Below are 13,614 nucleotides of genomic sequence, written 5' to 3'. Positions count from 1 at the left end.
ATGCTGTTTTATTTAGTAGATGACGACGATGCCGTTCGCCTCATGCTGACGGAAATTATAGAAGACGAGAATCTGGGCGAAGTCGTGGGGGAAGCATCTGACGGCTCGATGGTAGACGGTCATACGTTAACCGCGCGCAATGTAGATATTTTGCTGATCGATTTGTTCATGCCCAACCGGGATGGAATTGAGACGATACGCCAAGTGAAGCCGACATTCTCAGGAAAGATTGTCATGATCTCTCAGGCAGAAACGAAAGATTTGATTGCCCAAGCTTACGCCCTGGGAAGTGAATACTACATTATCAAGCCTGTAAACAAAATCGAAGTCGTAACGATCCTTCAAAAAGTGATCGAGAAAATTCGCCTCGAGCGTTCAATACGGGACATTCACAAATCGCTGAATGCCGTCATGCAAGTGGACCAGCCGCCTTCCGGACAAAATCGTCCGTCACAAGGCAAACCACTTCGCGAGGCGGGTCAATTTCTCTTAACTGAGTTGGGCATCGCGGGAGACAATGGTAGCAATGATTTGCTAGATATTTTGGACTTCTTGCATGGATACGAACAGACGCATACGTTTAAAAATGGATTTCCTGCCCTAAAAGAAATCTTTGTGGCGGTAGCACAGGACAGGCTCGGAGTCGCTGTAGACGATCAACAAGTCGCCAAGGTTGTCAAAGCTTCTGAGCAGAGAGTCCGCCGAGCGATTTATCAGTCACTGAATCATTTGGCGTCTCTTGGGCTTGCGGACCTCTCGAATTGGAAGTTCGAGAATTACGCTTCGCAGTTTTTTGATTTTACGTATGTGTGGAAGAAGATGGCGGAGTTAAAGAGCAATGCTGCATCGCCTAGTTCAGATATTCGGATCAATATGAAAAAGTTTATTCAAGTGCTGTATGCAGAGGCGAAGCGCATTCAGTCGGAGGCGTAGTTGTTTTGTGTTGACTTGTAGAGAGAAGTCCTGATCATGACGATTAGGACTTTTTCTTTTGTAGGGGGAATGCATTTGTTTTTTTATTGACTAAACGTTCATTCAATAATAAACTGGGATCATATACCAAATCTACATTTCACGGAGGGATCACCGATGGATTTGTACTATGAGGTTTCAGGGGAAGGAAAACCAGTCGTTCTATTGCACAGTGGCGGTGCTGATTTACGAGATTGGGCATTTGTCGCGCCGATTCTGGCGAAGCATTATCAGGTCATCGCTTTCGACGGACGCGGATGCGGGAAATCTCCGTCTCCAACAGAGACAGCGAACTACGTCGATGATTTGCTTTCCGTCATGGATCACTTCCAGCTGGATGAAGCCACGCTCGTAGGCCACTCGATTGGCGGACGAATTGCAACCGATTTTGCGCTGGCTTATCCGCAAAGAGTGAGCAAGCTCGTGCTGATTGCTCCAAGTTTGACAGGGTATACACCGAGTCAGCTGTTCACGGAATGGATGCAGAAAATCCAAGAAGCACCGGATGTTGACCGTATGGTAGAGCTTTCCTTATCGGCCTGCCCGTATCGCGTCGTAATGGCAAGTCCACAGAAGGACTTCTTAGTTGAGATGGCGAAGCATAATCTAGCAAAAATGTTAGAGTGGGCGACGTGGGAGTCCGTATGGCCGCAGCCGCCTGCGATCGAGCGGCTCAAAGAATTAGCGAATCAAACATGCTTGATAATCGGTATGGAAGATGCCCTGAATGCGAAACGGATGGCTGAATATTTTAAAGAAGTTTTACCAGAGAGAAGGTTTATCGAGATTACCGGTGCCGATCATAAGCCAACGCTGACGCATCCAGAAGAAATCGCTTGCGCTATCACTGAATTTTTGGAGGACTGACTGAACCGTGCCCCGTACCCCAGCTGAAAATGAGCGCATTCGCCAAGCTGCAAAAGACAAAATCCATGCAGCCGCGATGACGCTCTTCATAAAAAAAGGCTACCACGCGACCTCAATCGACGATGTAGCCAAACAGGCCCAGATATCAAAGGGACTGCTTTACAATTATTACAAAGGAAAAGAAGAGCTCCTCGCCGCGATGGTCCAAGTACGGATCGAGGAAGTAAAAGAAGTGATGGCGGCTGCGACTCAGCTTACAACGCCGCACGAACAGCTGCGCCATATTATCGACGGTGCGCTTGATAACGTCTACCAGCGACCGGATGTCTATCGTTTTTACTTGAATTTGCAGACGCAGCCCGAAGATGATCGCGTACTTGCTTCTTACAGAGAGCAATTAAATGAGGAGTCACTCAGGCAGTTTGAAGTCCAGTGCCAGATTTTCAAACAGTTAGGCGTAAAGCAGCCCAGATTGAGATCGCTCTATTTTTCATCGGCGCTCCAAGGAGCAATGTTGATGATGACGACTTATTCGGAAGGGTTTCCGGTTGAAGAGATGAAGGAGCAGCTGATACGGGAGTATTGTTGCCCTCCGGCAGAATGATAGAGTTACGTTCAATAGTGAAGAGGCTATCCCATTTGTAAATGTTACTGGTGGGGTAGCCTCCGCTACCTTCATGTATCTAAATATTTAAAATTGACAGATAATGATAAAACCAATATATTGGTTTTATGGACACGAACCTAATCAAACAAATCGAACGCCCCACATTACGCGAACAAGTATACCAAGGCTTGAAGAAAGCGATCATCATGCTGGAGCTAAAGCCAGGACAACGAGTCAACGACAACGAACTGGCGGCTTTGTTTGGCGTGAGTCGAACACCTGTGAGAGAAGCACTCAAACGGTTGGAGGACGAAGGTCTTATTGAATCCGTCCCTGGCTCTCACACACGGGTAACACCCTTACTAGAAAAGGAGGCGAAGCACGCTTTTCCTGTTGTTGCGGCCTTGCACGGGTTGGCAGCACGACTGGCGATGCCATTTGAATCAGAGGTCATCCGTAGTCTGGAGATGTGGAATGAAAAGCTCGGGATCGCACTTGAACAGCAAGATGTGATCAAAGCGATTGAAGCAGATGACGGCTTTCACGACGTGATCCTCGAGGCTGCGGGGAATCGTGAAATCTACCTGGCACTTGAGCGAGTTGTACCGAAAATTCGGCGTTTGGAATTTGCTCGGTTTGGTTCCTTAGAAGGGGTGGAATCAGTAGAACAGCATCGCAGAATCATCGAAGCGATTCGGGACAACAACAGTCAGCTTGCCTCTTCTTTGATGGAAGAAAACTGGATCAACCTCGGCAGATTGCTTACGGACCATTCCAAAGATGAATAGGGGGTAATGGCATGAGTACGGTTGAAATGAAGGGGGAAGTACATGATTCGCGTGTTCTGCAATGGGCACGATCCATTATCGAAGAGAGTCCGTCCCACCGTCTGATTCAGCAAGAGATCGTGAATGCTGTCAACCGCAATGCGATATGGCGAGGCGAGGAATGTTTGAATTTGCTCGCACCAGAAGCACCTACCACGCCTATCGTACGTCAATTGCTCGCTTCTGAGGTTGGGACTCGCGCTGCGGAAGGACATATCGGAAGCACGCAGAGATGGTTCGCTGGCACGAAATATATCGATGAGATCGAAGCGTTATGTGTGGAGCTTTTAAAAAAAGTATTCCATGCCAATTTTGCTGACCATCGATTGGTAGCGAGCATGATCGGGAACATGACGGTCTACGCGGCATTAACGCAACCGGGCGATACGATTATGACGATCGCGCAACCGTTTGGAGGGCATTCCAGCAATCGAGTGGACGGGCCTGCTGGCATTCGCGGTTTGCAAATTGTCGATGTGCCAATGGACCCCGTTGAGCTTACCGTTGATCTGGATGAATTCGCGAAAGTCGCAAGGAAAGTAAGGCCAAAGCTCGTTACCCTAGGCGCATCGATGACTTTATTTCCATTCCCGCTGAAGGAAATGGCAGAGATCGTGAAAGAATGGGGCGGTCGCATTTATTTTGATGGCGCACATCAACTGGGTTTGATCGGTGGCGGTCAATTTCAGGACCCGTTGCGAGAAGGGGCATGTGTGATGACTGGCTCTGCTGGGAAAACGTTTAGTGGCCCACAAAGCGGTATCATCGTCTGGAATGACCCGGAACTTTCGGTACCGCTAACAAATGCCATCTTCCCAGCACTTGCCGCGACACATCAAGTCAACCGGGTAGCGGCATTGGCAGCAGCGGCGGCAGAGTTTTTGGCGTTTGGGAAGGAATACATGGCGCAAATTGTGACGAATGCACAAGCACTGGGGAAAGCATTCGATGAACGGGGAATTCGGGTGCTTTGCGCGCACAAAGGATATACACGCACACACCAAGTCATTCTGGACGTAAAAGAGTTTGGCGGTGGGTACGAGGCAGGCAAGCGATTGGCAGAAGCGAACATCATCACGAACAAAAATTTGATTCCAGGCGACGGACCAGAGGATTGGGACTTTCCAAGCGGCTTGCGTATCGGGACGACAGAAGTCACTCGGTTTGGCATGAAGGAAAAAGAGATGGATACGATTGCAGACCTGATTGCCAGCGTGTTATCAGGCAATGAAAAGCCCGAGGTTGTCCAGTCGAAGGTGATCGAATTGCGCAGATCTTTTAGCAAGATGCAGTACTGCTTCCCAGAATAGAGTAGGTAGGAATAACACCGTATGCCGGAGTTCAGAACTTGGCATACGGTGCTTTTTCGAGTGCGAAGTGGACACTCATTCTTGACAATCTCATTTCATTTCGTAAATAATCGATTGATACCATCAAAGAATGGGAGTCTAAACAGATGAGTACAGACCATACAAACTCGGATGTTACTATTGATCAGACAACGAAAGAGCTGGCTCTCGTATTTGGTCAGTTAAAGCGGATCGGACATGTTTTCAGTCCTTCGAAAGACCTCCGTCAGAGCGAATTGAATTTGCTTGTTCACTTGACCTACGTAAGTCCACCAGGAACGAACGGCATCAGAGTTTCCGAGCTAGGCAAGCAGTTGAAAATAACGTCAGCAGCCGTGACGCATGTCATTCAATCACTCGAACAGCTTGGGCTTATTACCCGCACCGTGGGACCTAAGGATCGACGCTCCATTCTCGTAGCCCCAACGAAAGAGGGCTTTGATTTTGTGGCAGCGAGAGAGCAAGAGCTGTTTACTCGTTTTCGGCAGCTGCATGAGCATCTTGGTACGGATGATGCACAGGCACTCATACGGATTTTAACGAAATCAATCAGATTCCTGCATACCTATCAGCATAGCGATGAATTACAACCATAGTTCGATGATGGACTATGGTGTTTTGTTGTTTTGATAAGAACCTTGCTCCAGCTCTTTGCGGAGTGAATTCGCAGAGGGACTCCATTGCAGCTGTTGCTCCGCGCGTAATCCAGATATCCTCTGATTGATGCTCGCCCCCCAAGCGGCTGGTCCTAATGCGTTGGCCGCGTCCTCATAGCTCCAGGATCCGACTTTTTCTATCCCTGCTATTTTGGCAATCGAAGTCATGAGCTCTTTCGTCGTGATCATTTCCTTGGAAGTTGCATTGAATAATGAGCCTGGCTGTGCTCGTAAAAAAGCGCATTCGTAAAGCCTTGCCAAATCATCAACATCGATTGTAGACCATGCCGTTTGCCCATCATCGATGTAGTTGGCTGATTGAGAGAGCTTCGTTCTTTGAATGGTTGCTTGGACGAGTCCACCGCCACGACCGTACACAAGTGCAGGACGTATGACGATCGTACGAATATTGCGCTTGGCTGCTCCTAACACTTCCTGCTCCTGGTTCGCTTTCCATTGGAGAAATGGCAAAGGGTTGAGAGGGGAGTTCTCATCCACGACATTGTCGTACGTATCGTTATAGATCAGCGTTCCACTCGTATAAATGAATGGCTTCCCTGTGCCTTCCAAACCATCGAGCATTGCCCTAACCGCCGCTACATCGAGTTTTTCCATATCAGGTGTATGCGAGATCGCCGTATGGATGACCCCATCGAATTTTTTAACACTTTCTGTTAACAAGGTGGTATCCGCAAGATCGCCAACAATAGGGGTGAACCCTTGTGAGAGCAACAGCTCCGCTTTCTCATCCGATCGCACAAGTCCAGCAACCTGATACCCTTGGGACTGAAAATGCTCGGCGACTACGGACCCGATATAACCTGATATTCCTGTAAGGAAAACATTCATGACAAAACCTCCTTTATACATAATTAATTTAGTAACTAAATGATATGATAAATTATTTAACAACACCTTCACGATGTCAATGGCATTTATAATTAACTGAATATTGACAAAACGATAGTTGGGTGTTATTTTCACATTAGGAAAACGTTTACCCGTTACATAGAAAGTGAGTGAAGAACCATTACTGTAACCATTAAAGACATCGCACAACTCGCCAACGTTTCCATCGCGACTGTTTCGCGCGTGCTAAACAATTCCAAGCCAGTCCGTCCAGAGCTGCGGGAAAGAGTTTTGAAAATCGTGCAAGAGACGGGCTTTCAGCCGAATGCGATTGCTAGGAGCTTGGTCAGCAAGGAAACCCGCATCATCGGGGTAATGATTCCCGATATCTCCAATAATTTTTACTCCAATCTCATTTACGGAATTGACAGCGTCATTAGCGAGTACGACTACAGCATGTTTTTGGCGATATCCGATGAAGTGGTGGACAAAGAGCTGAAGTACTTGCGCCTTTTCAAAGAAAAACAAATCGATGGTGTCATTATCGCGAGTATTCATTTCCTGGAGGGTAATATCCAGACATTGCAAGAGATTCAGGTTCCTCTTGTTGTTACCGGACACGATTTGCCCGGCTATCAGATTCCGACTGTCAATGTCAACAATGTGCAAGCCGCCTATGATGCTACGGCCTATCTCATCTCGCAAGGCCATACCAAGATTGCTTGTATATCTGGTCCACTGTGGGACCCGCCGTGCGGTCTGGATCGCATGGGCGGTTACCGAAAAGCCATGCGGGCACATGACTTGCCCATCCATGAAGGATTCGTTGTGGAAGGGGAATTCACAGCCAAGAGCGGTTACGAAGCCATGCGCCGTATTTGTGAGGAGAAAATCCGTCCGACAGCTGTTTTTGTCGCAACAGACCTGATGGCGGTTGGCGTCCTCAATTACTTGTACGACCATGGCATTCGTGTACCAGAAGACATCTCCGTCATGGGCTTCGACAATTTGGAGCTCGCCTCCCTTTCCCGCCCCATGCTCACAACCGTGCACAATGACCCGTTCATGTACGGAAAAGCCGCAGCAGAGCAGCTACTCAGACAAATCCGCAATGAACCTGTAGAGAGAAGGAGCACCGTGCCACACCATCTCGTGATTCGCCAAACCGTAAGCGCTTTACTGGAGTGAGGCAACAAGACTGACCATATAGAAGAAGCAAACGAGTTTACGCATTCAAAAGGGGTGAAGAGATATGAAGCTTGGCGTATTTACCGTTCTTTTTAGCGAGAAGTCGTTCGAAGAAATGCTGGATCATGTGAAGGCAGCAGGTTTAGAGGCGGTGGAAATCGGCACAGGCTGCTATCCGGGCAATGCGCACTGCAATCTGGATGAGCTGTTGGAAAGTCCGGAAAAAAGACGAGCGTACAAAAAGGCAGTTGAGGATCGGGGCTTGATAATCAGCGCGCTGAGTTGTCACGGCAACCCGTTGACACCAGAGAAAAGCTTCGCGCAGCAATCCCACGATACGTTTGTGAAAACGGTACAGCTAGCCGAGCTGCTGGAGGTGCCAGTGGTCAATTGCTTTTCTGGCACGGCAGGCGACCACGAAGGAGCGAAGTACCCGAGCTGGCCTGTTGCTCCTTGGCCTAATGAGTATCGCGACGTGCTCCATTGGCAATGGAACGAGAAGCTCATCCCGTACTGGCGCGAATGGACCGCTTATGCGACTGAGCATCAGGTCAAGGTTGCGCTGGAACTGCATGGCGGCTTTCTCGTCCACACACCAGGGACATTGCTAAAGCTACGGGAACAGGTAGGGGAAGGGATTGGGGCAAACTTCGATCCAAGTCACATGTGGTGGCAAGGGATTGATCCGGTAGCTGCGATCAAAATCTTGGGCAAAGAAAAAGCCATCTATCATTTCCATGCCAAAGACACGTTTATTGACCAGGAAAAAGTGAACATGTACGGGCTGACGGATATGAATTCCTACGCCAATCTACATGAACGTGCGTGGTATTTCCGAACCGTAGGCTATGGGCATTCGCAGCAGACGTGGGCGGATATGATGAGTGCACTGCGCATGAATGGATACGATTACGTGGTGAGCATCGAGCACGAAGACGCCATCATGTCGATTGAGGAAGGATTGCAGCGCGCTGTTCAAAATCTGCAGCAAGTCATTTTGCGAGAACCAGTCCAAAATTTATGGTGGGTGTAGGAGGGGAGAAAATGACGAATCGACGTAAATGGAAAATCGGAATCATCGGTGCAGGGGGAATTACAGAAGCACACTTGGAGGCGATCAAGGAAGAATCGCGAGCAGAGGTAGTTGCCATTGCCGATATTTCCGCAGAAATGGCTTCCTATCGTGCGAAACGGCATGACATTCCGCAAGTTTTCACGGACTACGAGACGATGCTACAAGAGTCTGATGTAGACGCGATCATTGTTTGTGTCCCAAACTATTTGCATGCAGAAGCAACCAAACATGCGCTTGCAGCAGGCAAACACTTGCTGTGCGAAAAGCCGATGGCGATGAATGCCCAGGAAGCAGAAGAAATGATCGAAGCCGCGAAAAAAGCAGACAAGATCCTCATGGTCGCACAAAATAACCGATTCCGAAGCGATTCCCTGCAAGTCAAAACATGGCTGAAGGAAGGAAAGCTGGGGAACATTTATCACGCCAAAACTGGTTGGGTCAGACGAAATGGGATTCCAGGATGGGGAAGCTGGTTTACGCAAAAAGAATCGGCAGGCGGCGGTCCGTTGATTGATATCGGCGTGCATATGCTCGATTTGACCCTATGGCTCTTGGATCATCCAAAGCCTGTATCCGTCCTCGGGCAAACGTACGCGCAATTCGGGCCTCACAAACGCGGCTTGTCAGAGTGGGGAACAATCAACGATAACGGGAAGTTTGACGTGGAAGATATGGCAGTGGCGATGATCACCTTTGAGAACGGATTGTCGCTTACGCTCGATGCAAGCTGGGCTTCTCACATTGAAGAGGAAAACGTTTTCCTTCAACTATATGGACAAGAGGGCGGGGCATCCCTTCGTTTATTGGAGAACCAGTTCACGCTTTACCACGAGTGGAACGGCGTAACTGCCTCGACAGAATTAACACCAAAGCCTCAAAAAGAACGCGTACTCTTATTCCGTAATTTCATCGACGCCATCGAAGGGAAGGCAGAGGTTCTCTGCACACCGGAACAGGCCTTGTACATCAACAGATTGATCGAAGCCATCTACACATCCGCACAAAAAGGGGAAGCAGTCCGTTTCTAACATGAGCATAGGGGGTTACTTAGATGAAAGTTGCAAAAAGACTTACATCCGTTGGGCTTACCTTATTAATGGCCTTCTCATTGGCAGCATGTTCTTCCACACCTCAGCAAGCTTCTACAGATACAACACCATCACAGCCTTCAACACCATCCGCGCCCAAAACAGAGCCATCACAGCCCACAGCCGAAAAAATCAAGCTTGTCTACGCACGCGGAAAAGACGCGACGGATTCCACCAAAAAGCTCGTAGAAGCTTTCCAAAAAGCCCATCCAAATATCGAAGTAGAAATCCGTGAGATGCCTGCCGATTCCGGGCAGAGTCACGATCAATACGTCACCATGTTCAGTGCGCAATCGTCTGAAATCGACGTGTTTGACCTGGACGTCATCTGGCCGGCTGAATTTGCCCAAGCGGGTTATCTTCTGCCGCTTGACCGACTAATGGAGCAAGATGGAATCGAGACCGGAAAATACATCAAAGGGGCCATGGATGCTGGGAACTTTGGCGGACAGCAATGGACCATGCCCAAGTTTATTGACGCGGGACTCTTGTTCTACCGGAAAGATCTCGTATCCGAAGCACCGAAGACGTGGGATGACCTGATTGCCCAAGCAAAAGCAACGAAGGGCAAGGGCGGTACGAAGTTCGGCTATTTGATGCAAGCCAAGCAATATGAAGGATTGGTTTGCAACTTTGTCGAGTTCAGTGCATCGTACGGTGGAAAAATTTTGGATGAACAAGGAAAAGTGGCAGTCAACAATCCGGCTACGATCAAAGGATTGAAAAAAATGATCGAAGTCGTCAAATCCGATTTCGTCCCAACCAATATCACCACATTCATGGAGCCAGAATCCCATACGGCCTTCCTTGAGGGACAGGCAGCGTTTATCCGTAACTGGCCGTATCAGTTCGCGTTGGCGCAGGATCAGGCCCAGTCTAAAATCGTCGATCAAGTCGCGATCGCACCACTGCCAGCAGGCGATGCAGGCTCCGCAGCAGCACTCGGCGGTTGGATGGGAGGAATCAACAAGTTCTCGAAGCACCCGAAAGAAGCATGGGAATTCCTCAAATTCATGACAGGTCCAGAGGGTCAGAAAATATCCGCGATAGAGGGTGGGCTCGCACCAACCTACCTGCCAGCCTACGAGGAAGCCGATGTTCAAAAAGCCAGTCCGTTGTTCGCCAACAAAGATTTCGTCGATGGCGTAAGCGCTGCTGTATCTCGTCCAACGACTCCGATTTATCCGAAAATTTCGGAAGTGATCCAGATCGAGGTGTCCAAAGCGCTAGCAGGGCAGCAAACAGCCGAGCAGGCGGTGCAAAACATGGAAACGCAAATGAACGATCTGATGAAAAAATAAGTAGCACCACGTGGGGCTTCCAAGGGAGTCAAACCGGCTTCCTTGGAGGTTCTAGTTCTACAACAATCTGGCAAGCACAAGCAAGCTTCTAGCGGGAAGGAAGGTGGTGAACGGATGAATCGATCAACGAAAAGGACTCTCACAGAAAAACAAATGGGGTATTTACTGATTTTTCCTGCTCTGCTCATCATACTTGTTATCGCGATTTGGCCTGTCATGCGATCCTTTTGGATCAGTCTGCACGACATCCGGTTGAACGACCCGACGAAATCAGAGATTCACTCTTCATACGGATTAGATATGGAGCGATATGTCAGCACGTTACCCAATCTGCTCCGGTATGTAAAGAGGGAGGCGGACTCCGCAGAAGGGTCATCAAAGGAAAAATTGAACGCGCTCCAAGCGCAAATCGAGCAATTGAACACTTCCCTCAACCAAACAGGCGAGATCGCGAGTCGATACCAGATGATCGATCAGCTATTGCTGGATTTTAAACCAGTCCCGACCGAGCTCAAATATTTAAGCCTTTCGAACGAACAAACAGAGTCTATCAAAATCAGCTTGGTAAAAGTTAGAGAAGTCCTTTTGCAAATGAGTGAACAAAAGCTGCTTTCGAAGCCAGAGAGTGCTCTTGGCGTGATCCAAGGCATGGAAGCTTCGATTATCGAGCCCAACTTTGTTGGCCTTGCCTACTACAAGAAGTTTTTAACGGACGCCCGGATGTGGGGAGCTCTGTACAATACGGCATTTTTTACCGTTATCTCCGTTGTCATTGAATTGGTGCTCGGTATATTGATTGCATTGTTGATCAATCGACCTTTTCGTGGAAGGAGTCTTGTACGAGCTACGGTGTTAATTCCGTGGGCGATTCCGACTGTCATCTCCGCGATGATGTGGAAGTTTTTGTACGACGGGCAGAACGGCATCGTTGCCTATCTTTTTGAGCAGGCAGGCTTGATCTCTGACATGGGGATGCTTCTGACGACCAAGGCTGGAGCCATGTTTTCCGTCATTTTGGCAGATGTGTGGAAGACGACCCCATTCATGGCCTTGCTCATTTTCGCTGGCCTGCAAACGATCCCGCAAAGCTTGTATGAAGCAGCTTCTGTCGACGGTGCCACCCGCTCCCAGCAATTTTTTCGAATTACACTTCCAATGCTGAAATCAACCATTCTGGTAGCGCTATTGTTCCGTACACTTGATGCGTTCCGTGTTTTTGACCTGATTTACACGCTGACAGGTGGGGCCCCCGGGAATTCGACCGAGACCATTTCCATTTACGCGTACAAAACGATGTTTGCTCAAATGAGCTTTGGGGAGGGCTCGGCGCTTGCCGTCATTGTCTTTTTATGTGTGGCGGTGATCTCCATTGGCTATGTGAAAATATTGGGAGCTGATCTGCTGAGTGATGGCAGTGGAAAATAAGGAGGTGATTGGATGCGTAAACATACGGGTCCTTTGTTTTACGTGGGTCTACTGCTCTTCGTTTTTCTTGTGATGTTCCCGTTTTTATGGATTCTCCTCGCAGCATTGAAGCCACCAGCGGAGCTGTTTGGAGAGAGTGCCTTTCATTTTATCATCCAAAATCCTTCGTTTGACAACTTTGTCCGCGTCTTCACGGAAAGACCGTTTGCCCGTTACTTGTGGAATTCAACTGTCGTGGCGACGTTAACCACGCTCTACTCCATAACAATCGCTTCCTTTGCTGCCTATGCAATTGCCTGGCTGTCCTTTCGGGGAAAAACGATTATTTTGGGTGTGGTTCTGGCTGTGTCCATGTTTCCGCAGATCGCTACCATTTCTCCTATTTTTATGTTCATGCAATCGATGGGCTTAACGAATAGCTACACTGGCCTGATCATTCCTTATACAACCTTCGCGCTGCCGCTCGCAATTTGGAATTTGACTATCTTTTTCCGCAAAATACCGAGTGATTTGGGCGAGGCAGCTAAAGTAGACGGTGCCAGCATTTGGCAAACGATGACGAAAGTGTTTTTCCCACTCGCCATGCCTGGGGTTTTTACGACCGCCATCCTCGTTTTTATTGCAGCGTGGAATGAATTTTTGTTCGCCTTGACGCTGAATACGCAGGAAGCGATGAAGACTGTGCCTGTGGGAATCGTGATGTTTCAAGGAATGTTTACAATCCCATGGGGAGAAATATCGGCTGCCTCCATCATTGTGACGGTCCCACTAGTAGTGATGGTGCTAATTTTCCAGAGGCGGATTATCTCAGGATTGACGTCCGGGGCAGTAAAAGAATAAAAGGGAGTTATTCGATCATTTGTCTCGCAAATGCGATTGTGATACGGTGGAGTCAGCATTCAGAAAGAGAGTTGACGGAGGCATGAACAATCTCACAAAATTTCAGATTAACAGACCTGCACAAGAAGTGTTCGAAGCATTCGTGGACCCTGAGAAAATCGGCAACTTCTGGTTCTCTTCCAGCTCGGCAAGGTGGGAAGAAGGGAAGAGCATTACGTTATTCTACGATATTTACAACGCAGAAGTAGGAATTACGGTTCACGAAATCGAAGTGAACAAACGAATCGTTTTCCAGTGGGCGGGAGAAGAAAATATCGTATCGATTACGTTAAACGAGTTAGATAAAGCCTCGACGATTATTGAAGTGAACGAAGAGGGTTTTCAAGAAAATGATCCAGCGCTCCTGCAAAAAATGATCGACAATAAAGAAGGCTGGGTGTACGTCTTAAGCTGTTTGAAGGGGTATCTGGAGCATGGGATCAACACATTAAGAGAAGGGCTTGTGAGATAGACCTGGATGTTTTGCGAGACCATACTCTGAAATAACGAGAAAGCCCGAACCAACGTGTA

At 48.4% G+C, this 13,614-nt stretch carries 14 protein-coding genes; 13 read left to right on the top strand and 1 reads right to left on the bottom strand.

What is annotated here, in order from left to right; genetic code table 11:
* The 6 genes from HP401_RS00830 to HP401_RS00805 all read left to right on the top strand — a co-directional run bounded on the left by HP401_RS00830 (position 1) and on the right by HP401_RS00805 (position 5,218).
* Positions 1 to 933, top strand: coding sequence for a response regulator (locus HP401_RS00830; RefSeq protein WP_173603735.1), 933 nt, complete (start codon positions 1 to 3; stop codon positions 931 to 933).
* Positions 934 to 1,089: 156 nt separating this feature from the next.
* A complete protein-coding gene (locus HP401_RS00825; protein WP_173603734.1) occupies positions 1,090 to 1,839 on the top strand; it encodes an alpha/beta fold hydrolase in 750 nt (249 codons plus the stop codon).
* A gap of 7 nt (positions 1,840 to 1,846) precedes the next feature.
* On the top strand, positions 1,847 to 2,443 hold the full coding sequence (locus HP401_RS00820; protein WP_173603733.1) for a TetR/AcrR family transcriptional regulator: 597 nt from the start codon (positions 1,847 to 1,849) through the stop codon (positions 2,441 to 2,443).
* 128 nt (positions 2,444 to 2,571) lie between these two features.
* Positions 2,572 to 3,234, top strand: a complete 663-nt coding sequence (locus HP401_RS00815; RefSeq protein ID WP_173603732.1) for a GntR family transcriptional regulator — start codon at positions 2,572 to 2,574, stop codon at positions 3,232 to 3,234.
* An 11-nt stretch (positions 3,235 to 3,245) separates the two neighbouring features.
* Positions 3,246 to 4,583 carry a serine hydroxymethyltransferase gene (locus HP401_RS00810; RefSeq protein WP_173603731.1) on the top strand — a complete coding sequence of 446 codons (1,338 nt, stop codon included), beginning with the start codon at positions 3,246 to 3,248 and terminating at the stop codon, positions 4,581 to 4,583.
* 146 nt (positions 4,584 to 4,729) lie between these two features.
* Positions 4,730 to 5,218: a MarR family winged helix-turn-helix transcriptional regulator gene (locus HP401_RS00805; protein WP_173603730.1), complete on the top strand. Its 489-nt coding sequence runs from the start codon at positions 4,730 to 4,732 to the stop codon at positions 5,216 to 5,218.
* Between the two features lie 12 nt (positions 5,219 to 5,230).
* Here the strand turns inward: HP401_RS00805 and HP401_RS00800 are convergent, their stop codons facing one another.
* On the bottom strand, positions 5,231 to 6,127 hold the full coding sequence (locus HP401_RS00800; RefSeq protein ID WP_173603729.1) for an NAD-dependent epimerase/dehydratase family protein: 897 nt from the start codon (positions 6,125 to 6,127) through the stop codon (positions 5,231 to 5,233).
* Between the two features lie 180 nt (positions 6,128 to 6,307).
* Between HP401_RS00800 and HP401_RS00795 the strand changes: the two genes are divergently transcribed.
* The 7 genes from HP401_RS00795 (at position 6,308) to HP401_RS00765 (ending at position 13,555) form a co-directional block, all read left to right on the top strand.
* Positions 6,308 to 7,315 carry a LacI family DNA-binding transcriptional regulator gene (locus HP401_RS00795; RefSeq protein WP_309145106.1) on the top strand — a complete coding sequence of 336 codons (1,008 nt, stop codon included), beginning with the start codon at positions 6,308 to 6,310 and terminating at the stop codon, positions 7,313 to 7,315.
* Positions 7,316 to 7,379: 64 nt separating this feature from the next.
* Positions 7,380 to 8,348 (top strand): sugar phosphate isomerase/epimerase family protein, encoded by a 969-nt coding sequence (locus tag HP401_RS00790; protein WP_173603728.1) that lies wholly within the window; start codon positions 7,380 to 7,382, stop codon positions 8,346 to 8,348.
* An 11-nt stretch (positions 8,349 to 8,359) separates the two neighbouring features.
* Entirely contained in the window at positions 8,360 to 9,418 is a 1,059-nt protein-coding gene (locus tag HP401_RS00785; RefSeq protein WP_173603727.1) for a Gfo/Idh/MocA family protein, read from the top strand.
* Between the two features lie 23 nt (positions 9,419 to 9,441).
* Positions 9,442 to 10,779, top strand: coding sequence for an extracellular solute-binding protein (locus tag HP401_RS00780; RefSeq protein ID WP_173603726.1), 1,338 nt, complete (start codon positions 9,442 to 9,444; stop codon positions 10,777 to 10,779).
* 114 nt (positions 10,780 to 10,893) lie between these two features.
* Positions 10,894 to 12,204 carry a carbohydrate ABC transporter permease gene (locus HP401_RS00775; protein ID WP_173603725.1) on the top strand — a complete coding sequence of 437 codons (1,311 nt, stop codon included), beginning with the start codon at positions 10,894 to 10,896 and terminating at the stop codon, positions 12,202 to 12,204.
* A gap of 12 nt (positions 12,205 to 12,216) precedes the next feature.
* Positions 12,217 to 13,044, top strand: coding sequence for a carbohydrate ABC transporter permease (locus HP401_RS00770; protein ID WP_173603724.1), 828 nt, complete (start codon positions 12,217 to 12,219; stop codon positions 13,042 to 13,044).
* Positions 13,045 to 13,063: 19 nt separating this feature from the next.
* Complete coding sequence (locus HP401_RS00765) at positions 13,064 to 13,555, top strand: SRPBCC family protein (protein WP_173603723.1); 492 nt, start codon at positions 13,064 to 13,066, stop codon at positions 13,553 to 13,555.
* Positions 13,556 to 13,614: the final 59 nt, after the last annotated feature.

Source organism: Brevibacillus sp. HB2.2 (assembly GCF_013284275.1).
Classification (GTDB): domain Bacteria; phylum Bacillota; class Bacilli; order Brevibacillales; family Brevibacillaceae; genus Brevibacillus; species Brevibacillus brevis_D.
Note: the sequence above shows the minus strand (reverse complement) of the source record. Positions and strands in the feature narration are given on the sequence as shown.

Bases quoted from the DNA above. Each gene is read 5' to 3' on its own strand.
- HP401_RS00830 (WP_173603735.1), top strand. From the start codon at position 1: ATGCTGTTTTATTTAGTAGATGACGACGATGCCGTTCGCCTCATGCTG.
- HP401_RS00825 (WP_173603734.1), top strand. From the start codon at position 1,090: ATGGATTTGTACTATGAGGTTTCAGGGGAAGGAAAACCAGTCGTTCTA.
- HP401_RS00815 (WP_173603732.1), top strand. From the start codon at position 2,572: ATGGACACGAACCTAATCAAACAAATCGAACGCCCCACATTACGCGAA.
- HP401_RS00810 (WP_173603731.1), top strand. From the start codon at position 3,246: ATGAGTACGGTTGAAATGAAGGGGGAAGTACATGATTCGCGTGTTCTG.
- HP401_RS00805 (WP_173603730.1), top strand. From the start codon at position 4,730: ATGAGTACAGACCATACAAACTCGGATGTTACTATTGATCAGACAACG.
- HP401_RS00800 (WP_173603729.1), bottom strand. From the start codon at position 6,127: ATGAATGTTTTCCTTACAGGAATATCAGGTTATATCGGGTCCGTAGTC.
- HP401_RS00790 (WP_173603728.1), top strand. From the start codon at position 7,380: ATGAAGCTTGGCGTATTTACCGTTCTTTTTAGCGAGAAGTCGTTCGAA.
- HP401_RS00785 (WP_173603727.1), top strand. From the start codon at position 8,360: ATGACGAATCGACGTAAATGGAAAATCGGAATCATCGGTGCAGGGGGA.
- HP401_RS00780 (WP_173603726.1), top strand. From the start codon at position 9,442: ATGAAAGTTGCAAAAAGACTTACATCCGTTGGGCTTACCTTATTAATG.
- HP401_RS00775 (WP_173603725.1), top strand. From the start codon at position 10,894: ATGAATCGATCAACGAAAAGGACTCTCACAGAAAAACAAATGGGGTAT.
- HP401_RS00770 (WP_173603724.1), top strand. From the start codon at position 12,217: ATGCGTAAACATACGGGTCCTTTGTTTTACGTGGGTCTACTGCTCTTC.